General features: G+C 62.2%; 21 protein-coding genes and 1 tRNA gene. 6 read left to right on the forward strand and 16 right to left on the reverse strand.

Annotated features, from left to right (window positions below; translation table 11 throughout):
- Positions 1-11 precede the first annotated feature (11 nt).
- Positions 12-1451, forward strand: a complete 1440-nt coding sequence (locus tag NA29_RS02640) for a M16 family metallopeptidase (protein ID WP_039395466.1) — start codon at positions 12-14, stop codon at positions 1449-1451.
- 104 nt (positions 1452-1555) lie between these two features.
- Here the strand turns inward: NA29_RS02640 and NA29_RS02645 are convergent, their stop codons facing one another.
- Positions 1556-2356, reverse strand: coding sequence for an ABC transporter permease (locus NA29_RS02645; protein ID WP_052252463.1), 801 nt, complete (start codon positions 2354-2356; stop codon positions 1556-1558).
- Positions 2349-3266, reverse strand: a complete 918-nt coding sequence (gene nodI, locus NA29_RS02650) for a nodulation factor ABC transporter ATP-binding protein NodI (RefSeq protein ID WP_039395469.1) — start codon at positions 3264-3266, stop codon at positions 2349-2351. Before nodI ends, NA29_RS02645 begins: the two co-directional genes overlap by 8 nt.
- Positions 3267-3569: 303 nt before the next feature.
- Here nodI and rsmD point away from each other — a divergent pair, with 303 nt between their 5' ends.
- Together rsmD and coaD are read left to right on the forward strand one after the other, a co-directional pair.
- The gene (gene rsmD / locus NA29_RS02655; protein ID WP_039395472.1) at positions 3570-4163 is read left to right on the forward strand and encodes a 16S rRNA (guanine(966)-N(2))-methyltransferase RsmD; all 594 of its coding nucleotides are present in this window, start codon (positions 3570-3572) and stop codon (positions 4161-4163) included.
- Positions 4164-4218: 55 nt separating this feature from the next.
- Positions 4219-4713 carry a pantetheine-phosphate adenylyltransferase gene (gene coaD / locus NA29_RS02660; RefSeq protein WP_039395474.1) on the forward strand — a complete coding sequence of 165 codons (495 nt, stop codon included), beginning with the start codon at positions 4219-4221 and terminating at the stop codon, positions 4711-4713.
- 138 nt (positions 4714-4851) lie between these two features.
- Here the strand turns inward: coaD and NA29_RS02665 are convergent, their stop codons facing one another.
- Positions 4852-5619 (reverse strand): transporter substrate-binding domain-containing protein, encoded by a 768-nt coding sequence (locus tag NA29_RS02665; protein ID WP_224786751.1) that lies wholly within the window; start codon positions 5617-5619, stop codon positions 4852-4854.
- A 476-nt stretch (positions 5620-6095) separates the two neighbouring features.
- Here NA29_RS02665 and NA29_RS02670 point away from each other — a divergent pair, with 476 nt between their 5' ends.
- Complete coding sequence (locus tag NA29_RS02670; protein ID WP_039395480.1) at positions 6096-6353, forward strand: YfhL family 4Fe-4S dicluster ferredoxin; 258 nt, start codon at positions 6096-6098, stop codon at positions 6351-6353.
- Between the two features lie 74 nt (positions 6354-6427).
- Here the strand turns inward: NA29_RS02670 and pth are convergent, their stop codons facing one another.
- From pth to NA29_RS02705, 7 genes are all read right to left on the reverse strand, one after another.
- Positions 6428-7024 (reverse strand): aminoacyl-tRNA hydrolase, encoded by a 597-nt coding sequence (gene pth, locus NA29_RS02675; protein ID WP_039395483.1) that lies wholly within the window; start codon positions 7022-7024, stop codon positions 6428-6430.
- Positions 7025-7147: 123 nt separating this feature from the next.
- A complete protein-coding gene (locus tag NA29_RS02680; RefSeq protein ID WP_039395487.1) occupies positions 7148-7765 on the reverse strand; it encodes a 50S ribosomal protein L25/general stress protein Ctc in 618 nt (205 codons plus the stop codon).
- Between the two features lie 155 nt (positions 7766-7920).
- Positions 7921-8868, reverse strand: coding sequence for a ribose-phosphate pyrophosphokinase (locus NA29_RS02685; protein ID WP_039395490.1), 948 nt, complete (start codon positions 8866-8868; stop codon positions 7921-7923).
- 50 nt (positions 8869-8918) lie between these two features.
- Positions 8919-8995: transfer RNA gene (locus NA29_RS02690), tRNA-Gln, on the reverse strand.
- A gap of 54 nt (positions 8996-9049) precedes the next feature.
- Entirely contained in the window at positions 9050-9919 is an 870-nt protein-coding gene (ispE, locus tag NA29_RS02695) for a 4-(cytidine 5'-diphospho)-2-C-methyl-D-erythritol kinase (protein WP_039395493.1), read from the reverse strand.
- Between the two features lie 52 nt (positions 9920-9971).
- Positions 9972-10616, reverse strand: a complete 645-nt coding sequence (locus NA29_RS02700; protein WP_084103405.1) for an outer membrane lipoprotein LolB — start codon at positions 10614-10616, stop codon at positions 9972-9974.
- 23 nt (positions 10617-10639) lie between these two features.
- The gene (locus NA29_RS02705; RefSeq protein WP_039395495.1) at positions 10640-12574 is read right to left on the reverse strand and encodes a tetratricopeptide repeat protein; all 1935 of its coding nucleotides are present in this window, start codon (positions 12572-12574) and stop codon (positions 10640-10642) included.
- Positions 12575-12653: 79 nt separating this feature from the next.
- On the opposite strand from NA29_RS02705, the gene mutM reads away from it, so the two are divergent.
- Together mutM and mutY are read left to right on the forward strand one after the other, a co-directional pair.
- Complete coding sequence (mutM, locus tag NA29_RS02710) at positions 12654-13484, forward strand: bifunctional DNA-formamidopyrimidine glycosylase/DNA-(apurinic or apyrimidinic site) lyase (protein WP_039395498.1); 831 nt, start codon at positions 12654-12656, stop codon at positions 13482-13484.
- 24 nt (positions 13485-13508) lie between these two features.
- Entirely contained in the window at positions 13509-14666 is a 1158-nt protein-coding gene (gene mutY, locus NA29_RS02715) for an A/G-specific adenine glycosylase (protein ID WP_039395500.1), read from the forward strand.
- Positions 14667-14682: 16 nt separating this feature from the next.
- On the opposite strand, the gene rapZ is transcribed toward mutY, so the two are convergent.
- From rapZ to NA29_RS02745, 6 genes are all read right to left on the reverse strand, one after another.
- Positions 14683-15555, reverse strand: a complete 873-nt coding sequence (gene rapZ, locus NA29_RS02720) for an RNase adapter RapZ (RefSeq protein ID WP_039395504.1) — start codon at positions 15553-15555, stop codon at positions 14683-14685.
- Positions 15556-15746: 191 nt separating this feature from the next.
- Positions 15747-16079: a PsiF family protein gene (locus NA29_RS02725; protein ID WP_039395507.1), complete on the reverse strand. Its 333-nt coding sequence runs from the start codon at positions 16077-16079 to the stop codon at positions 15747-15749.
- A 182-nt stretch (positions 16080-16261) separates the two neighbouring features.
- Entirely contained in the window at positions 16262-17227 is a 966-nt protein-coding gene (gene hprK / locus NA29_RS02730) for an HPr(Ser) kinase/phosphatase (RefSeq protein ID WP_039395509.1), read from the reverse strand.
- A 90-nt stretch (positions 17228-17317) separates the two neighbouring features.
- Positions 17318-17773, reverse strand: a complete 456-nt coding sequence (gene ptsN, locus NA29_RS02735) for a PTS IIA-like nitrogen regulatory protein PtsN (protein ID WP_039395512.1) — start codon at positions 17771-17773, stop codon at positions 17318-17320.
- 235 nt (positions 17774-18008) lie between these two features.
- A complete protein-coding gene (gene hpf / locus NA29_RS02740) occupies positions 18009-18365 on the reverse strand; it encodes a ribosome hibernation-promoting factor, HPF/YfiA family (protein WP_039395515.1) in 357 nt (118 codons plus the stop codon).
- Between the two features lie 141 nt (positions 18366-18506).
- Positions 18507-19997 (reverse strand): RNA polymerase factor sigma-54, encoded by a 1491-nt coding sequence (locus tag NA29_RS02745; RefSeq protein ID WP_039395518.1) that lies wholly within the window; start codon positions 19995-19997, stop codon positions 18507-18509.
- Between the last annotated feature and the right edge of the window lie 58 nt (positions 19998-20055).

Consider the following 20055-nt stretch of genomic DNA (forward strand, 5'->3'; position numbering starts at 1 on the left):
GGCCACACACGATGATGAAAATTTCCGCACTGTTGCGTGCGTTCTCCGTGCCCGCGCGAACGGGTGTCATGGCTTGTGCAGCCGCTGGCGCGCTGGCGGCCGCTCTGCCGCTCACGGCCAGCGCCGCGCTGCCGATCCAGACCTGGGTCGCGCCGTCCGGTGCCAAGGTGATGCTGGTCGAGAGCCGTTCGATCCCGATGATCGACGTGAACATCGATTTCGATGCAGGCAGCCGCTATGACCCGAAAGGCAAGTCGGGGCTGGCGTTGCTGACGGCTGGGTTGCTCGACGCTGGCGCGGCGGCTGCAGGCGGGCGTCCTGCGCTGAGCGAGGCGCAGATTGCCGACCGTTTCGCAGACGTGGGCGCGATGGAAGCGACGAGCGCCGGACGTGACGCAGCGACCGTCACCATCCGCACGCTGTCGTCGGCCACCGAGCGCGATGCGGCCGTGAGTACGCTGGCGCAATTCCTGCAACATCCGACGTTCCCCGACGTTGTGCTCAAGCGCGAAACGGCGCGTCTGTCGTCCGCGATTGCCGAATCGGATACGAAGCCTGAGGCGATCGCCGAGAAGGCCTTTCGCAGTGCGATCTACGGTAGCCACCCGTATGGCGTGACGCCGACGGTGGCAAGCGTCAATGCCGTGAAGCGCGACGATCTGGTGCGTTTCTATCGCGATATGTACAGCCCGAAGCGGGCGGTCGTCTCCATCGTTGGCGACATCGACCGCGCGCAGGCCGAGAAGCTTGTGGCCCAGTTGACGGACGCCATGCCTGTCGGCGTCACGCCGCCCACGATGCCGCCGGTGGCCGCGCTGCGCAGCGCGGTGCAGATCGATCTGCCGCATCCGGCCGAGCAGGCACACATCGCGACGGGGCAGGCGTCGATGGCGCGCAGCGATCCCGACTACTTCCCGTTGCTCGTGGGGAACTACGTGCTGGGCGGTGGCGGCTTCGTGTCGCGTCTGACGGCGGAAGTGCGTGAGAAGCGCGGTCTGACGTATGGCGTATCGAGTGGCTTCGTGCCGCAGTTGCAGGAGGGTCCGTTCGAGATCAATTTGCAGACGCGTCGCGAGCAAGCGCCCGAAGCGCTTAAAGTCGTGCGCGAGACGCTGGCCCGATTCGTTCAGGACGGCCCCACCGCCGAGGAAATGCAGGCAGCGAAGGACAACCTGACGAACGGCTTCCCGCTGCGTCTGGATAGCAACCGCAAACTGCTGGCGAACGTGGCGGCCATCGGCTTCTACAACCTGCCGCTCGACTACCTCGACACCTGGACTGCAAAGGTCGAGGCTGTGACTGCGGCGCAGGTGAAGGACGCGTTTGCGCGTCACGTGCAGCCGGATCGCCTCGTGACTGTCGTCGTCGGACCGAGTGACGTGTTCGGCGCGGCGAGCGCAGGCGCAACCGCACCGAGCGCCACGCCGACAGCGAGCAAGCCTGTGAAGTGATGACGGCGTGTAGGTCGCACGTCTGAGCACGTCTGAAAAAACGGCACCGGGATTTCCGGTGCCGTTTTGTTTTGCAGCCTACGTTTCGGATTCGCTCGGGAACGCTATCGAAGTATCCTGCGACGCAACAGCACAAGCGCGACGGAGAAGCCGACGACGGTGTAGAGGACAAGTGCGCCCACATGTAGCCACGGCATATCGATGGCGCGCCCCAGCATGGCAGGGCGAATCAGCGCGACCGCGTGCGCGAGTGGCAACCATTCCGTCACATGACGCGCTGCCGCCGGGAGTTGCGACAACGGGAAGAACACGCCGGAGAGCAGCAACATCGGCGTCATCACGAGCGTCTGGTAGAACATGAAGAAGTCGTAGCTCGGCGCGAGTGCCGTCATCACCATCGCCAGACTGGCGAACGCCAGCCCTGCGAGCAAAACGGCTGGCAGGACCACAGCGAGACTGTCGATGCGCGCGTATCCGAGCACGCTTGCTACCATCAGAATCGCAACACCCGAGAGCACGGCTTTGCTTGCGGCCCAGACGACCTCGCCGAGCACGATGTCGCCCAGCGTCAGCGGAGTATGCATCAGTGCTTCCCAGGTGCGTTGCACGTGCATGCGCGAGAAGCCCGAATACATCGATTCGAAGCTTGCCGAGAACATCACGCTGGAGCCGACGGTGCCCGCGGCGAGAAACGCGATGTATGAAGTGCCGTCGACATTGCCGACCATCATGCCGAGACCGAAACCCAGGCCGAAGAGGTAGATCATCGGGTCTGCGAGATTGCCGAACATCGAGGCAATCGCGAGTTTGCGCCAGACGAGGAAGTTGCGTCGCCAGACACCCATCCACGGCGTGACGCCCGGCAGGTAGCGAGGCGCATCAGGCGTCATGTGGTGTTCAGTCATCTCGCATCTCCCGTCCCGTGAGCTTGAGAAAGACATCCTCCAGATTGGCCCGACGATGCAGATACCGCACCCCCGGCTGGTCCTGCAGGGCGTTCACGACCGGTGCGGCGTCGCGAACGTAACAGAAGTGGGTCTCGCCGCTGGTCTCGATGCGCTCGGCGAATGGCGCGAGGCTGGCAAGGAGGGCGTGCGGGACGTCGCCGAAGACTTCCACGACATCGCAGCCGATTTCGCGTGCCACGAGTTCCGGCGGTGTGCCTTCGGCGATCTTGCGTCCGGCGTCGATCACGCAAAGCCGGTGGCACAGACGCTCGGCTTCTTCCATGAAGTGGGTGGTGAGCAGAATCGTCTTGCCCTCGTTCATCAGCGATTTCAATCGCTCCCAGATCAGATGCCGGGCCTGAGGATCGAGTCCGGTCGTCGGCTCGTCGAGTACGAGCACGTCGGGATTATTGATCAGGGCGCGCGCAAGCGTGAGGCGCCGCTTCATGCCGCCCGAGAGCTGGGCGACGCGGGCATCTGCCTTCGATTCGAGACGGGCGAACGCCAGCAGCGCGGGCACGCGTTCCTTGATATCGGCCGAGGCGAGTCCGAAATAACGTCCGAAGACCGCCAGGTTTTCGCGCACCGTGAAGTCGGGGTCCAGATTGTCGAACTGCGGCACGACGCCGACGCGGCGTCGCGCTTGCGGTGCGAGTTTCGGGACGGGCAGGCCGCCGAGCCGGATTTCGCCAGCGTCGGGCGTGACAAGGCCCAGCAGCATGCGTAACGTGGTCGTCTTGCCCGCACCGTTGGGCCCCAACAGGCCGAAGCACTCGCCCGGTGCGACGTGCAGCGAAAGGTGATCTACCACGGGGCGGCCGTCATAGGCCTTGCATAGTTCTGTTACCTCGATGGCGGCATCGGTCATGGCGGGTCTGCGGTCTCCTGTCGCGTGGCCGGGCAACAACGGTGGATCGACGTACGATCGACGTTGGGAGTGCGTCGCAAAGCTGGACGTTCACCGGCCGGGATTTGTGCACCGCCGTGCGCCGCTATCCCTTATGGGGCATGGCCTATGGGGCATAAGGCGCGGGCGATGTGGTATGTTTCGCCTCAACAATGTAGCGTGAATTGTCATGATTTTGGATTCTCTGCGCGCGCAACGACGCGCGCGACCCCATTTTTCCACCGTCAGCGGTGCCCCCAGTCAAGCCGTATTGCGGAGGACGCCATGAAGTCCGGTGCAGGTAACGTGGCGCGCGGCGCGCCGCAGCAGGTCCGCATCATTGGCGGTCAGTGGAAGCGCACGCCGCTGCCGGTGCCGCCGGGCGACGGTCTGCGGCCGACCCCCGATCGCGTGCGGGAGACGCTGTTCAACTGGCTCGGGCAAGACCTGACGGGCATGCAGTGCCTCGACGCCTTCGCGGGCAGCGGTGCGCTCGGCTTCGAAGCCGCCTCGCGCGGCGCGCAGCGGGTGTTGCTGGTCGAGTCGGCCGCACCGGCCATTCGTCAGTTGCGCGCCAATCAGGCCAAACTCGACGCCAAACAGATCGAGATCGTCCAGGCGGATGCCAGACGCCTGATAACCACACTCTCGCCCGGGGTTTTCGACGTCATTTTTCTCGATCCGCCGTTTGCGAGTGGATGGCTGAACGACCTGCTGGCTCCTGCCGCCCGTCTGCTCGCGCCGAACGGCGTGATCTACGCCGAGTCGGACGTCCCCCTGGAGGACGAAGCGCTCGCCGAGTTGGGCCTCGTGTGCCTGCGTCGGGCGAAAGCCGGAGCGGTGCATTATCATTTGCTTGAATCGATTCCGAAAACCTAGAGACCACAATGAATAAGTACGCAGCAGCGGTCCCCAGCCGCGAGGAGACGTTGGCATGGTAGTGGCGATCTATCCGGGGACGTTCGACCCGTTGACCCGAGGCCATGAGGATCTGGTCCGCCGTGCGGCGGGCATCTTCGACAAGCTCGTGGTCGGAGTGGCCGACAGCCGAAACAAGAAGCCGTTCTTTTCGCTCGAAGAGCGGATCGACATCGCGCGCGAAGTGCTCGGTCACTACCCGAACGTGAGCGTCGAAGGCTTCTCCGGCCTGCTCAAGGACTTCGTGCGCAAGCATCAGGCGCGCGTGATCGTGCGCGGGCTGCGCGCCGTGTCCGACTTTGAGTACGAGTTCCAGATGGCGGGTATGAACCGCTACCTGCTGCCCGACGTCGAGACGATGTTCATGACGCCGTCCGACCAATACCAGTTCATCTCAGGCACCATCGTGCGCGAGATCGCTCAACTGGGTGGCGACGTCAGCAAGTTCGTGTTCCCGTCCGTCGAAAAGTGGCTGGTCACGAAAGTCGGCGAAATGACACCGAAGCGCTGAGCAGCGTCGCTATCAGGCATCGGTCACGTATTTCGCTCGACCGGGGCTCCGGCTTTCTAAGCTTGGCGAGCCATCAGGAAAAAACCCGCAACGCCGATGAGCGCTGCGGGTTTTTTTATCGTGACTCGGGGTGCGAGATCAGAAGTTGGCTGGCAACGGTGCTTGCATCCACTTGACGGACATCGCATTCAGTCGACCGTCGGCCTTCGCCTTGTCGATGATGGCGTTCAGCTTCGCCACCATCGCCGTTTCGCCTTTGCCCACACCGATGTAGCAGGGCGTTTCTTCAACCGGGAATTTCAGATCGAAGGCGCGCTGTTTGCTCTTCTCGCGCACGGCGTTCGCCACGATGTTGCCCAGCGTCACGAGCTGCACCTGACCGGCGAGATACGACGCCGCCGTCGCGTTGTTGTCCTCATATCGCTTGATGTTCGTGCTCGGCGGTGCGACGGCGGTCAGCGCAAGGTCTTCCGTCGAGCCGCGCGTCACCGCGATGGTCTTGTTGGCGAGGTCGGCAGGCACCTTGATCGCAATGTCTTGCGGACCATACACGCTCTTCGGGAACGGTGCGTACGCCTTCGTGAAATCGATCGCCTTCTCGCGTTCGGCGTTCTTGCCGAGTGACGAAATGACAACGTCGACCTTGCCCGTCGTCAGATACGCGATGCGGTTCGTGCTGATGACCGGTACGAGTTCGACCTTAGCCCCGATCTCCTTGCCGATCAGCTCCGCCATGTCGATGTCGTAGCCGTGCACTTTGAGGTCGGTACCGATCGAACCGAACGGCGGGAAGTCTTGCGGGATGGCAATGCGGATGACGCCGGTCTTGGCGATGGTCTGGAGGGCGTCGGCGTGGGCGAGGCCTGCGAGACCTCCCAGCGACGCAACGACAACCGCTTGCAGCATCCGGCGACGACCGGCTTGATGAAGGAAGGCAGGCATGACTCGAACTCCTTGGCTTTAGACAACGACGATGACGTGAGAGGGGCTTGCGTACGCGATAACGCACGCAGGTCACAGCGGTCGAACTGGTACGACCAGTGGTGCAAAGTGATAAGCACTAACCGTGCCAGCCGTTCCAGAGCGTTGATGACGGTGGCCGTGAAGTCGAAACGCGGCGGTGGGCGAGACTGACGCACGCTGATACCCGTTTGGGCATTCTGCGCGGCGGTGCGTTGTGCACCAAAGTGAGCCGGTCGGCGGACGAACCGGTGCATGAATCGGGGGGTATTACGGGGTGCATCGCGGCATCCGGCGCGGCGACGGCAAGTGGACACCCGCTAACTTTCGTATAATCGGGGAATTGTTCCAGGAACCGTAACGGCTGCCGTTCGCCGGGGTTCACGCAAGTCAATGATCGGCCTGAGGAAAGCGAGTCAACAGTGGCACTGATGATTACCGACGAATGCATCAATTGCGACGTGTGCGAGCCTGAGTGCCCGAACGACGCAATTTCGATGGGGGTCGAGATCTATGAGATCGATCCGAACAAATGCACGGAGTGTGTCGGACACTTCGACGAACCGCAGTGTGTGCAGGTGTGTCCGGTGGAGTGTATTCCCATCAATCCGGAACACGTCGAGACGCCCACACAACTGCTGGAGAAGTACACCCATCTGCAAGCGGCCAAGTCCGCCTGAATGGCCTGAGCGGCATGAGCGGCAACCGACCGCTCATCCCGCGCCGCCAACGATGCCAGATCTCACCGGCCGGGTCACTTTCCCGGCGACGCGTGCAGACGCATCATCGCCTTTTCCATCTCACCCTTAACAACCAGGTCGACGATGTCGAGCGATCGCGACATGGCGTCGTCGATCTGTTCCTGCTCTTCCTTGCGCGGCGGCTTGAGCACGAAGTCCACGACCTGCTGCTGGCTTCCGGCCGGTTGTAGCGTGCGCGGGTGTCCAATGCCCAGACGCAGTCGCCAGAATTCAGGCGTCGTCAGATGCGCGGCAATATCCTTGAGGCCGTTGTGCCCGCCACTGCCACCGCCACGCTTGAGCTTGACGGTGCCGGGCAACAAATCGAGTTCGTCATGCACGACGAGGATCTCGTCCGGCAGGATCTTGTAGAAGCGAGCGAGTGCTACGACCGACTGCCCCGAGCGGTTCATGAAGGTCTGCGGCTCCAGCAGCCACACTTCCTGCCCGGCCACGCGCGTACGTGCTGCGAAGCCGTGAAAGTTCTTCTGGTTGGTGAGCGACGCGCCGCATTGCTGCGCCAGCGCGTCGACGAACCAGAACCCTGCGTTGTGACGCGTCGCAGTGTATTCGGCGCCCGGATTGCCGAGCCCTACGATCAGCTTGATCATTTCGGTATCAGGATCTTGGCACGCGCCATCTTGGCATGCGCGCCGCCATAAAAAAACCCGCCGGACATGATGTCGCGGCGGGTCTTGCGTCCAGCGTCGCCGCTGAAAGCTAGCGAACGAGGCTTAGGCAGCCGGCGTTTCGCCTTCAGCCGAAGCAGCCGCTTCGTCAGCAGCAGCGCCAGCCGGTTGAACGGCTTGTGCCACCACCGGGTTTTCTTGCTCGACGTGCAGCGTCAGCGTCACGCCGGCGGGCAGCTTGACGTCCTTGGCGTGAACCGTCTTGCCAGCTTCCAGAGCCGACAGGTCGACTTCCAGGAATTCCGGCAGCTTGCCCGGCAGGCAGCTAACGTCCAGTTCGTTCAGGGTGTGGCTGATCACGTTCGAAGCCAGCTTCACGGCCGGGGCGTTTTCTGCGCCCAGGAAGTGCAGGGGCACCTTGACGTGGATCGGCTTGTTCGCGTCGACACGTTGGAAGTCAACGTGCAGAACCAGTTGCTTGAACGGGTGGTACTGCACATCGCGCAGCAGCACTTGTTCGGTCTTGCCAGCGACTTCCAGCTCGAGAATCGACGAGTGGAAAGCTTCCTTGCGGAGCGCGTGCCACAGGGCATTGTGATCCAGCTCGATCAGTTGCGGATCAACGTTACCACCGTACACGATGCCCGCGGTCTTGCCGGCATTGCGCAGGCGGCGGCTCGCACCCGTACCTTGCAGATTACGCTCAAAAGCGACGACTTTCATAACAACTCCTTGAGCTGCCCGCGACCAGGCAGCGATTTCTTCCTGAATTTCCCGCCAAAAAACACGGGTTTCAGTAACGACAAAGGCGGGGATAGGCTCCCCGCCGACATAACAACGGCGCCACACAGGCGCCGTCGCAAAATTTTACCGAACGCTTATTCCGCGAACAGCGACATCACCGAGTCGCCGCGACGGATACGCGAGAACGTCTCGGCCAGCAGGTTCGCGCAGCTCAGTTGGCGAATCTTGCCGCCCTTCGAGTCGTCGCGCAGCGGGATCGTGTCGGTGACGACCACTTCATCCAGCTCCGAGGCGTTGATACGCGCTGCGGCACCGCCCGAAAGCACCGGGTGCGTACAGTAGGCATACACCTTCTTCGCGCCACGTTCCTTCAGCACTTGTGCGGCTTTGCACAGCGTACCGGCGGTGTCGACCATGTCATCCATGATGACGCAGGTACGGCCTTCGACTTCACCGATGATGTTCATCACTTCAGCGACGTTGGCCTTCGGACGACGTTTGTCGATGATGGCCAGATCGCAATGCAGCTGCTTGGCGAGGGCACGGGCACGAACCACGCCGCCGACGTCGGGCGACACCACCAGCAGGTTTTCATGGTTCTGCGCACGCACGTCTTGCAACAGCAGCGGCGAAGCGTAGATGTTGTCGACCGGGATATCGAAGAAGCCCTGAATCTGGTCGGCGTGCAGGTCCATCGTGATGATGCGTTCGACGCCCGCGATTTGCAGCATATTGGCGACGACCTTCGCCGAGATCGCCACGCGCGCCGAGCGGGGGCGACGATCCTGACGGGCATAGCCGAAATACGGGATGGCAGCGGTGATCCGGCCGGCAGAAGCGCGCTTGAGCGCGTCGACCATGATCATCAGTTCCATCAGATTGTCGTTGGTCGGAGCGCACGTCGACTGGAGGACGAAGACGTCCTTGCCGCGCACGTTTTCCTGAATTTCGACTTGAATCTCACCATCCGAGAACCGGCTGGCCATGGCTTTGCCGAGGGGGATACCGAGAGTATCGACGACCGCTTGGGCCAAGGCGGGATTGGCGTTCCCGGTGAATACCATCAGGTTATCACTACTCATCTGGCTACCTGCGGGACGTTTGGATGCTGAGACTTTACGACAGAAGAAATTGGCAGGGGAGGAAGGACTCGAACCCTCGTATGCCGGAATCAAAATCCGGTGCCTTAACCAACTTGGCGACTCCCCTACACTAACCGATGCCTTCGCTGCGTTGTAGGAAACGCAACAAAGTAAAACCTTTTTACGCGAAGGCGAACATTGGATGTTCGGCCAGGCTAGTGGTCACTTGACCGATCCAGCGCTCTGGCAATCGCTTGCATGCCGCTTCCGCATCTGCTTTCGTGTCAAATACACCGAACACGCTAGCGCCGGATCCCGTCATACGTGCAGTGGTGAAGGTTCTGAACCAGTCAATCACAGCAGCGACTTCCGCGTATTCTCGAGTGACAACCGCCTGCATGTCGTTACGGAAGATTTCATCCGTTTCGAACACGTTTTTGTTGGCGTGCTCAAGAAAGAACGCCATTGTGACGATCTTCGTATCCCTTGTCAACAGGGGATCCGTAAATATTTTGTTGGTCGCGACATGCACGCGCGGGTTCACCACGAGGAAGTGGCGCTGCGGCAAATCCACGGCGTGCAGTTCTTCACCAAGGCCCTCTGCGAAGGCATTGCGGCCGAAAACGAAAAAGGGCACGTCCGCACCCAGTTTCAGGGCAAGTGTCTGAAGGGTTTCGCGCGGTAGATCGAGTTGCCACATGCGGTTGAGCGCGAGCAACGTCGTCGCGGCGTCGGAACTGCCGCCGCCAATGCCGCCACCGGCCGGCAGGCGCTTCTCGATGCCGATATCCACGCCGAAACGCACGCCACAGTGTTCTTGCAGCAGGCGCGCGGCGCGCACCGTCAGATCGGTCTCCGGCGGCACGCCGGGCAACGGATTCGTGTGAACGATCTGTCCGTCGTCGCGGCGCTCGAAATGCAGCGTGTCGGCCCAGTCGATCAGTTGAAAGACGGTTTGCAGTTCGTGATACCCGTTAGGCCGTTGTCCGACGATGTGAAGGAACAGGTTCAGCTTGGCCGGGGCCGGGCAGTCACGCAGGATTTCGTACATGGCGAGGCAAAAAACGGAAGACTTTGAATGAGAAGGGGCACAGGGCGCGGGCTTACTCGTCGATCACGAGTCGCACGGCAAGCGGCGAGTTGTCGAGATCGCGCGACAGATCGACACGTTTGACGCGTAACGGTGTGCCGTCGAAATACGCCTGATAGTCGATGGTCCAGCCATCCTGCTTCAGATGGATGGGGCGCTGCGTTTGCGGATCGCGTTCGATGCTCGCCTGCGACCCCGGCGCACCTTGCATGCGCAGCCAGTAACGCAGGCCGCCCACAGGCAGCGCGAAGCCGAGCGCATCGTGCATCACATCTTCGAGACGAGGCCCGGTAATCGGTGCTTTACCCGGCAATTCCAGCGAGGCACTGCGCGGACTCTCGCGCACAATGGCTTGCGTCTGGCCCAGCGGGTCGAGCAATTGGACGGTGGCGTTTTCGCCGTTCTGCTGCCAATCGAAATTGCCGTACGTGTTGCGTGCTTCGCCGTTCTGCTCGTAACGCACCGAGAAACGGCCGCGATAGTGTTCGACGGTTGCGCCCGCAGTCGGCTCAACGGGGGCTGGCGGCGCGAGGCTGGCACATCCTGTTGCGATGACGCTCGCCGTGCAGGCCACAACGAGGGCGGCCGCACGAACGAACCTTGAAGCGTCGACGCGGCGTATCACCGGGTGCGACGCACATTGAGACTTCTCGACCATACGCGCTAACGTCATCAAAGTCATTACGGCGCGACGTTGTAACGCTTCATCGTCGAGCGCAGCGTGTCGTCGTCACCGTCGAGCTTGAGCGCTTCGCGCCAGGTTTTGCGCGCTTCGTCTTGCTGACCCGATTCCCACAGCACTTCACCCAGATGTGCGCCGATTTCCGCCTGCGCCTGAATGCCGTAAGCACGGCGCAGCAGTTCGAGCGCCTGCGGCTTGTCGCCAAGGCGGTACTTCACCCAGCCGAGGCTGTCCATGATGTACGGATCTTCCGGCGAGAGCGACGACGCCTTCTGCAGCAGCTTGAGCGCTTCGGGCAGTCGCGTATTGCGTTCCGTAAGCGAGTAGCCCAGCGCGTTGTATGCCTGCGCGTTATCCGGCTGCGACGCCATCACGCGACGCATCGCCTTTTCCATCACGTCATAGTGCTTGTTCAGTTCGGCCACCATGCCGTACTGATAGAGCAGGTCGGCATCGTCCGGATTGTTTTTGACTTCGACGGCGAGCAACTTCTCCGCATCGTCGTAACGCTTGGCTTTGACCAGCAGATCCGATTCGGCACGTTTGAGCGCAAGTTGCTCACGCGGCTCGCTCGATTTGATGCCGTGCAACAGTGCACGGCCTTCCTCGAGCTTGCCCTGATCCGCCAGCAACTGCGCGCGGCCGATTTGGGCAGGCAGATAGGCGTTGCTGTCTTCGCGAATCTTCGAGAGCCACTTGTCGGCGGCCGGGTAGTCCTTGCGGTCCTGCGCGATCTGCGCGAGGTAGACGTACGCCTGTGCGCCGTCGGTGTTCTGCTGCTCGGCTTCCGTCGCGTACTTCTGCAAATACTGTTCGGCCTGTTGCGGATGGTTGGCGTGCAGGTTCAGCAGCGCGAGCGCCATCAGCGTCGACAGTTCATGCGGGTAACGCTTTTCCAGCGTTTCGAATTGCTTTTGCGCCGCGTCGAGCTGATTGTCGGCGAGCAGCAGCTTGGCGTAGGCGAAGCGGGCTTCCTTGGCGTTCGGATTCCGGTCGAGGAACGACTTCAGACTGGCGATCGCGCCGGTGCGCTCCGCCGGACCCATCTGACCGTAGAGCAGGGCAGCGGCTTCGTAATCGGGCTTGAGCTTGAGTGCGGTTTCGAGCGACGTGCGCGCGCCGGCGGTGTCGCCTGCGTCGAGCTGCGAGCGGGCGATGGCCAGTTGCGCTTCCGGACGCTGCATGTCGTTCGACAGCATGCGCTTGAGCGAGTCGATGCCGGTGGCGCGCTCAGGACTGCGGGCGATCATTTGCTGTAATTCGAGAATGGCCTGACCGCGACGTGCTTCGGGCACCTTGTTCAGTTCGTCGACCAGCAGCGGTTCGGCCTCGGCCAGATGGCCGGTGCCGACTTCGAGGCTGGCCAGCAGTTGGGTCGCAGGACGCCACGACGGATCGAGCTGATGCCACAGCTTGGCGGCAATCAGGGCGTCGCCGAGCTGGCGTGCGCCGAGTGCGATCTCAACCGCGCGACGCGCCATGCGCGGATCTTTCGTGCGGTTGGCGAGGGCGACGTAGGTATTGAAAGCGGGGGCCAGATTGCCTTGTTGCAGGCTCAACTCGGCGGCCATCACTTCGAAGACGATCTCGCTGCTGAGCGCAACATTCGGCAGCTTCTCACGCGGGACGTTCGCATTCGGTGCGACGTCTTCGCTGTCGACATCCGAGGCAGCACTGCTCGCGGCACCCGGTGCGCTGGCCTTGGCGGGGGCGGCCGGTGCCTTGGGCGCGGTCTGGGCCGCCGGTCCGGACTGGGCGAACGCGTTCGAAGATGGCAGGAATGCCATGATTGCGCTGGCGCAGGTCACGCCAAGCGCCGTGGCTCCGGCCCAGGCCCCGCGAGCCAGGGCGCCGCGCAGGCGCAAAAGCACGGGTGCCACGGTTTCCGCAGTACGGTCAGCGGCGGGAATGGACTGGAATCGGGTGTTCGGCATAGGGATCCACGGCAGGTTTCGAGCGATTGTAGCGCGCCCGATACAATAGAGTCTAAATCCTCAGCAAACGTTCGCAGGCATGCCTGAACTCCCAGAAGTCGAAGTCACCCGCCGCGGTATCGCGCCACACGTAGCGGGCACGCGTATCGCGCGCATCGACGTGCGCAACGGGTCGTTGCGCTGGCCGGTACCCGACGGGCTCGACGCCCTCCTGCGCGGCGAAACGCTCATCGGCGTCACACGTCGCGGCAAGTACCTGCTGCTCGAATACGCGCCCGGCTGGTTGCTCGTGCACCTGGGCATGACCGGGACATTGCGCGTCATGCCGGAACCGCAGTCGCTGCCGAGCGCGGGCGTTCATGACCATATCGACCTCGTGTTCGAACGTTGCGCGCTGCGCTATCGCGACCCGCGCCGCTTTGGGGCCGTCCTTTTCCATCCGCGCACGTCGGGCGATGTGCTGCACCATCCGCTGCTCGCCAGTCTCGGCGTCGAGCCGCTGACCGACGACTTCGACGGCGCCTGGCTTTATGCAGGCACGCGCGGACGCACCGTCTCCATCAAACAGGCGCTGCTCGCGGGCAGCATCGTCGTGGGGGTGGGCAATATCTACGCCTCGGAGAGCCTGTTCCGCGCAGGCATCCATCCCCGCATGGCGGCGGGCAAACTGTCGCGCCCGCGCGCCGGGATGCTTGCGCAAGCCGTCAAGACGGTGCTCGCCGCAGCGATCGAGAAGGGCGGCAGCACGTTGCGGGACTTCGTCGGCAGCGACGGCCAGAGCGGCTATTTCCAGCAGGAGTATTTCGTCTACGATCGTGCGGGCCAGCCGTGTCGCGTATGTGGCACGACGATCCGGCAGATCGTGCAGGGACAGCGCTCCACTTTCTTCTGCCCGAAATGCCAGAAATAAATTAAAGCTTTCCCCGAAAACCCCATGAAAGACGCCCCCAACGACACCACCGTCGGCACGCTCGCGGATACTTTCGCGCAGCGTCTGATCGCCTGGCAGGCCGAACACGGCCGTCACGATCTGCCGTGGCAGAACACGCGCGACGCCTACCGCATCTGGCTGTCCGAGATCATGCTTCAGCAGACGCAGGTCGCCACGGTGATCCCGTATTACGGCCGCTTTCTCGAACGCTTCCCCGACGTCGCCGCACTGGCCAGCGCACCGCAAGACGATGTGATGGCGCTATGGAGCGGGCTTGGCTACTACTCGCGTGCGCGCAACTTGCATCGCTGCGCGCAGGTCGTCGTCGAGACCCATGGCGGACGCTTCCCATCAGACCCCGAAACGCTCGCCACGCTGCCGGGCATCGGTCGCTCCACTGCAGCGGCGATCGCCGCATTTGCATACGACGCGCACGCCGCCATCCTCGACGGCAACGTCAAACGGGTGCTTGCGCGCGTGTTCGGTATCGAAGGCTTTCCGGGCACGCCGAAGATCGAGCGAGAGATGTGGGCGCTGGCGGAATCGCTGTTACCGCAAAGCGATTTACCCGCCTACACGCAAGGGATGATGGACCTCGGGGCCACGCTGTGCGCCCGCGGCAAGCCACGCTGCGGTGAGTGCCCGTTCGACAGCGATTGCGTCGCGCATGCGACGGGACGCGAGCGGACATTGCCGACTTCCAAGCCGAAAAAGGCGCAGCCGGAGCGCTACGTCGACGTGCTGGTCATCCGCGCAGGCGATCGCGTGTTGTTCGAGCGACGTCCGGACAGCGGTATCTGGGGTGGTCTGTGGAGTCTGCCGGAACTCACGCCGCCGACCGACGCACGCGACGCCGACGACGCATTACTGCGCGAGCGTCTGACGGGACATGCGGCGGCACTTGGTGCGAAGGTTGGCGCGGTGCAGTCGCTCATGCCGCTGCACGGCCTCACGCACGTCTTCACGCACTTCAAATTGCATCTGCGACCGTGGATGGTCACACTGTCCGCGTCGTCGGCAACGTCGATCGACGATGCCAACCGTGCATGGCTGGATGGGGAGGGGGTTGCGGCCGCCGGGTTGCCCTCACCGATTCGCAAGATCGCCGATGCGCTGTCGCTGCACGGGTTGAACGACGGTCAGTTGTCGCTGCCGGCTTAGGCGAGCCGGCGACCTTTCACTTCGTGTCGATGGGGGCGAGTTCGCGGTGACGCACGAGCACGCTCGCTTCGTCGCGAAAGCGCGCGCCAAGCGTCTCCGAGATGAACACGGAGCGATGTTGCCCGCCCGTACATCCGATGGCGACCGTCAGGTAGCTGCGATTGTCGCGCATATAGCTCGGCAACCACTTTTGCAGATAGGCGGCGATGTCGTTGATCATCTCGTCCACTTCGGGAATGGCGGACAGGAAATCGATCACGGGCTGATCGCGCCCGGTCAGCGGGCGCAATTGCACGTCGTAATACGGATTGGGCAGCGAGCGGACATCGAAGACGAGATCGGCGTCGAGCGGCACGCCATGTTTGAATCCGAACGATTCGAACATCAGCGTGAGGCCGGTCTGATCGTGTTGCACGAATTCGCGAATCCAGCGGCGCAGTGCACTTGCGCGCAGATTGCTTGTGTCGATCTGGTGACCCAGCTCGGTGACGCTGCTGAGCATCTCACGCTCTTTCTCGATGGCTTCGACGAGCGAGCCGGTGGCCGAGAGCGTGTCGTCGCCAGCCGCTGAAAGCGGGTGACGGCGGCGCGTCTCCGAGAAACGTTGCACCAGCGTTTGTGTAGTCGCATTGAGGAACAGCACACGGACATCATGGCCGAAACGGCGCAGGCCGCCAATGATCGGCGGCAGCTCGGCGAGCGAACTCCCGCTACGTGCGTCGATGGCGACCGCGAGGCGCGTGTAATGCTGTGTTCCGAGGTAGACGGCGAGTTCAGGCAAAAAGCGCGACGGCAAATTGTCGACGCAGTAGTAACCCGCATCCTCGAGGACGTTCAGCGCGAGCGATTTGCCCGAGCCGGAGACGCCGGTAATCAATACGATCTTCATGACATGTCCCGAATACAACCATCATGGTAAGCGATTGTGTCGTACGGGTGTCGCGTGGGCAAAAAACGAGGGCGTTCCTGCCACTTTCGCTGCATTTTCGCTGGGTTTTCGAGAATCCCGTTCTGCAAGCGAAAACGGCGCCCGCGTGGGGCGCCGTCAGGCTTGTCAGGCGTAAGCGCCCGGCGTGGAACTCAGGCAGCCGGAGCGTTCGACAGGCATTGCTTCATGAACGCCTTGCGATCGTCGCCCTTCTTGCCGCTCGCTTGCGTGTTGCAGGTCTTCATCTTTTCCTGCTGAGTCTGTTTTGCGGCCGGGGCAGCCCCGCCAGCGGACAGACACTGCTTCATGAACGCCTTGCGATCGTCGCCCTTCTTGCCGGTCGCTTGCGAGTTGCAAGCCTTCATCTTGTCTTGTTGGGAGTTGGTCGCCTTGGGGGCAGATGCCGGGGCGGCGGCCGTTTGAGCGAACACGGGCGATGCGAGCAGCGGGGATACCAGAAGCAGTGCAGCGAGTGCTTTTTTCATGATCGTCTCTCCAAAAGGTCGTGACGCACGGGCACGGGGATGAACCGCGTTGCGATTACAACATGTTAGAAAACGCGCCGCAATCGCGCGGCGTTGACAGAAAAACGCAAAACTAGCGGTATACCCGAAAGGTTTCGGCGGATTCGGCGGATTCGGACCACCGATTCGCGAATTGACAAGGCTCAGAGCAATTTGCCCTGCATGCCGTCCGGGTCTTGCATGGCCTGGCGCTGACGCTCCATGAAGTCCTTGAGCGTATCGATCCCGCGCAGTTGCAGAATCGTGTTTCGCACGGCCGCTTCGACCAGCACGGCCAGGTTTCGCCCGGCGGCCACTTGCAGAATCACCTTGTTGATCGGCAGGCCCAGCACGTCGACCGTCTGCGCTTCGAGCGGCAGACGCTGGAATTCGCCATCAGGACGACGCACCAGTTGCACGATCAGCTTGAGCTTCATCTTCCGGCGCACGGCCGTCTCACCGAAGATGGTCTTGATGTCGAGCAGACCGAGACCGCGCACTTCCAGCAGGTTTTGCAGCAGCGGCGGGCAGCGGCCTTCGACGAAATCCGGCCCGAGACGCACGAAATCGACCGCATCGTCGGCCACCAGGCCGTGTCCTCGGCTGATCAGTTCCAGACCGAGTTCGCTCTTGCCGAGACCGGAGTCGCCGGTGAGCAGCACGCCCATGCCCAGAATGTCGATGAAAACGCCGTGCATCGTGCAACGCGGCGCGAAAACGCGAGAAATGTACAGACGCAGGCTGTCGATAACGGAAGCCGTCGACAGCGGCGTGGTGAACAGCGGGGTGGAGGAGCGTGTACAGCGCAGCACCAGATCGGGCGGCGCTTCGAGGCCGTCTGCCACCACGAGGAACGGCGGTTCCAGCGCGATGACTTCACCCATGTGACGCTTGCGGTTTTCGTCCGTAAGACGCTGGTAGTAGCGTAGCTCCGCTTCGCCGAGCACCTGAATCCGGTTCGGGTGGATGAGGTTCAGGTGACCCACAAGGTCGGCGCTGGAGGTGGCCGTGGCCACGCTCTCGGGCGTGAAGCCGCGCTCCCAACCTTCATGGCCCGTGAGCCACGACAGACGCAACGTCGCGGCGTTGTCGTCGAAAATGCTTTGCGCGTTGATGCCGGTCAGTTCCACCGCGTCGCCTCGTTCGGTTGGGTGTGGGAGCTACGGAATTCGTGTGTGTTCGCGGCGATTCGTACCGGTGCGCAGACGACGCGGGACGACTCAGGGCTTCCAGTTCGTCAGCGCGGTGTGAACGTCTTTGGCGCTGGGCGCGTTGATCAGGATACTGCGCATCTCAGGGTCCGAGAGCAACTGAGCAATTTCGGACAGGATTTCGAGGTGCTGCTGCGTCGCCTGCTCGGGTACGAGCAACACGAACAGGAGGGAGACGGGCTGACCGTCGGGCGCTTCGAACGGAATGGCCTCTTCCAGGCGGATGAACGCGGCGGCCGGAAACTTCAGGCCCTTGATGCGTCCGTGCGGAATCGCCACGCCTTCGCCAAGACCCGTCGAGCCGAGACGCTCACGGGCGAACAGATTGTCGGTTACCACAGCGCGAGAAAGCCCGGCGTTGTTCTCGAAGAGGAGGCCGACCTGTTCGAACAGGCGCTTCTTGCTGGTAACGGACAGTCCAAGCAGGATGTTGGACTCGAGTATGAGTTTGGCTAAACGGTTCATCTTGTAATGCGGGCGAACGCTTAGTCGCCCTCCAACCCCCGATTGACCTCGCATTATAGACCACTCGCCGCCGCGCTCGCGGCAAGTCACGGAAGTGGGGCGAACCATACAAAAGGGGCCGTTCAACGGCCCCGCGGTGGGTGATGCCAGACTTACAACAGACGGATATGCGCTCGGGTGGTTCCTTGCGGGTTTTCGTCGGTATCAGCCAATGCGATTACCACGCCTGAAGATGCTATTGCAGCGGTTCCGCCTCAGGAGGAAGTTCGTGGTGCTTGATGGCCTCGCGACCGTGATCCTGAACCTTGTCCTTGTACTGCATTACCTTGCGGTCGAGCATGTCGATCAGCTTGTCGATGGCGGCATACATATTCTCGTCACACTTCTCGACGAAAATTTCCTTGCCCTTGAGAAACACCGTGACGCTCGCGATCTGGCGTCCGCTCTTCTCCTTGGTTTTGTCGACAGAGAGGATCACCTCGGCGCCAATTAGCTGGTCGAAATGATTCAACACGCGGTTAAGCTTGTTGACGACAAATTCGCGCAGCGAAGGCGTGAGTTCGAGATGGTGTCCACTGATCTTCAGATTCATAGCTGCTCTCCTTGCTGAAATGCCGAAGTGCAGGCCGCGTCAACGTTGACGCTGGCTAGCGAGGGTGCGAGCCATTGACGTGACGCAATGTCGCACTGCGGCGTAATGCCCCAGCGGCCAACATGGCGCACCAGGACTGTCCTACAAAGATTTGCGCAAGTTCACTGCGGGGATTCGCATGGCCTCGCGGTACTTCGCGACAGTGCGCCGCGCCACCACAAAACCTTGCTCTGCCAGCAGTTCCGCGATACGGCTATCGGAAAGGGGGCTCTGCGGGTCTTCTGCTCCTATGAGTTGCTTGATGAGTGCGCGGATGGCGGTCGATGACGCAGCGCCTCCGGCTTCCGTTGCCACGTGTGATCCGAAGAAGTACTTGAGCTCGAAGGTTCCAAATGGAGTGAGCATGTACTTACTCGTTGTCACGCGTGAAATCGTGGATTCATGTAAACCCAGCGTATCAGCAATCTCGCGTAAAACCAAGGGCCGCATGCCGATTTCGCCATGCGTGAAGAAGTTCTTTTGGCGCTCGACAATCGCCTGCGCCACCCGCAGGATCGTGTCGAAGCGTTGCTGGATGTTCTTGATCAGCCAGCGCGCTTCCTGCAACTGCTGTTGGAGGTTGCCGGTTCCCGGATCGTTCCGGTTATTTCGGAGAATGCGCGCATACATCTCGTTGATACGCAGACGCGGCATGACTTCCGGATTCAGCTCCGCCGTCCAGCCGCTCCCTTGCTTGCGTACCAGCACGTCCGGCACGACATAGTCGGCCTGAGGCGCGCCGTAAGCCGCGCCCGGGAAGGGGTCCAGCGAGCGAATCAGCTGATGCGCGGCGCGCAGGCCGTCTTCACCGACACCTAGCAGGCGGCGCAGACGCGTGTAATCGCGCGCGGCCAGCAGTTCCAGGTGATCGGTGACGATGCGCAGCGACAGGGTGCGCACACCGCTAGCGGGCAGACGCTGGAGCTGTAGACGCAGGCATTCGGCCGGGCTGCGGGCACCCACGCCCGCCGGGTCGAAGCTTTGCAGCAGCGCCAGCGCCGCGTTGATCTCTTCCGTTTCGAGCGCCAGTTCTTCAGGCATTTCGGCCTGAATTTCGTCGAGCAGGCTACCGAGGTAGCCGTCTTCGTCCAGCGATTCGATCAGGAATTCCACCAGCGCGCGGTCGCGCGGACTCGCCTTGGTCAGGCGCAGTTGGGCCAGCAGATGTTCGCGGAGATTGGGGTGGTCGACGTGAAGTTGCGGACGCGCATTGTCGTCGTCGTCCGATGCGCTGCCGGAGCGGGCGAAGTCGTTCAGGCTCCAGTCGCTGCCGTTGTCCGACGCGTTGTCGTCGAAGCGGGCCTCACCATCGAGTTCGCGTGCTTCGTCGTGACCGTTGGAGGCCTCGGGGCCATTGTCGTTCGAACTGCCCGACGACGAACTCCGTTCGTTGCGCAGCGACCCGTCTGTGCCCACACGTACCGAACCGGCGAGCCAATCGTCCTCGCGTTCGAGCATCGGGTTCTGGGTAAGGGCGTGCTCGACTTCCTGTTGAAGTTCGAGCGTCGACAGTTGCAACAACCGGATCGATTGCTGCAACTGCGGCGTGAGGGTCAGGTGCTGAGAGGTGCGGAGTTGAAGAGTCGGTTTCATAGCGGTCTCGCCTTCATTGTAGAGGCTTTGTCACGCCAACGGAACCGTCCCTGACTCC

Origin of the sequence: Pandoraea sputorum, from assembly GCF_000814845.2 — a bacterium.
Classification (GTDB): domain Bacteria; phylum Pseudomonadota; class Gammaproteobacteria; order Burkholderiales; family Burkholderiaceae; genus Pandoraea; species Pandoraea sputorum.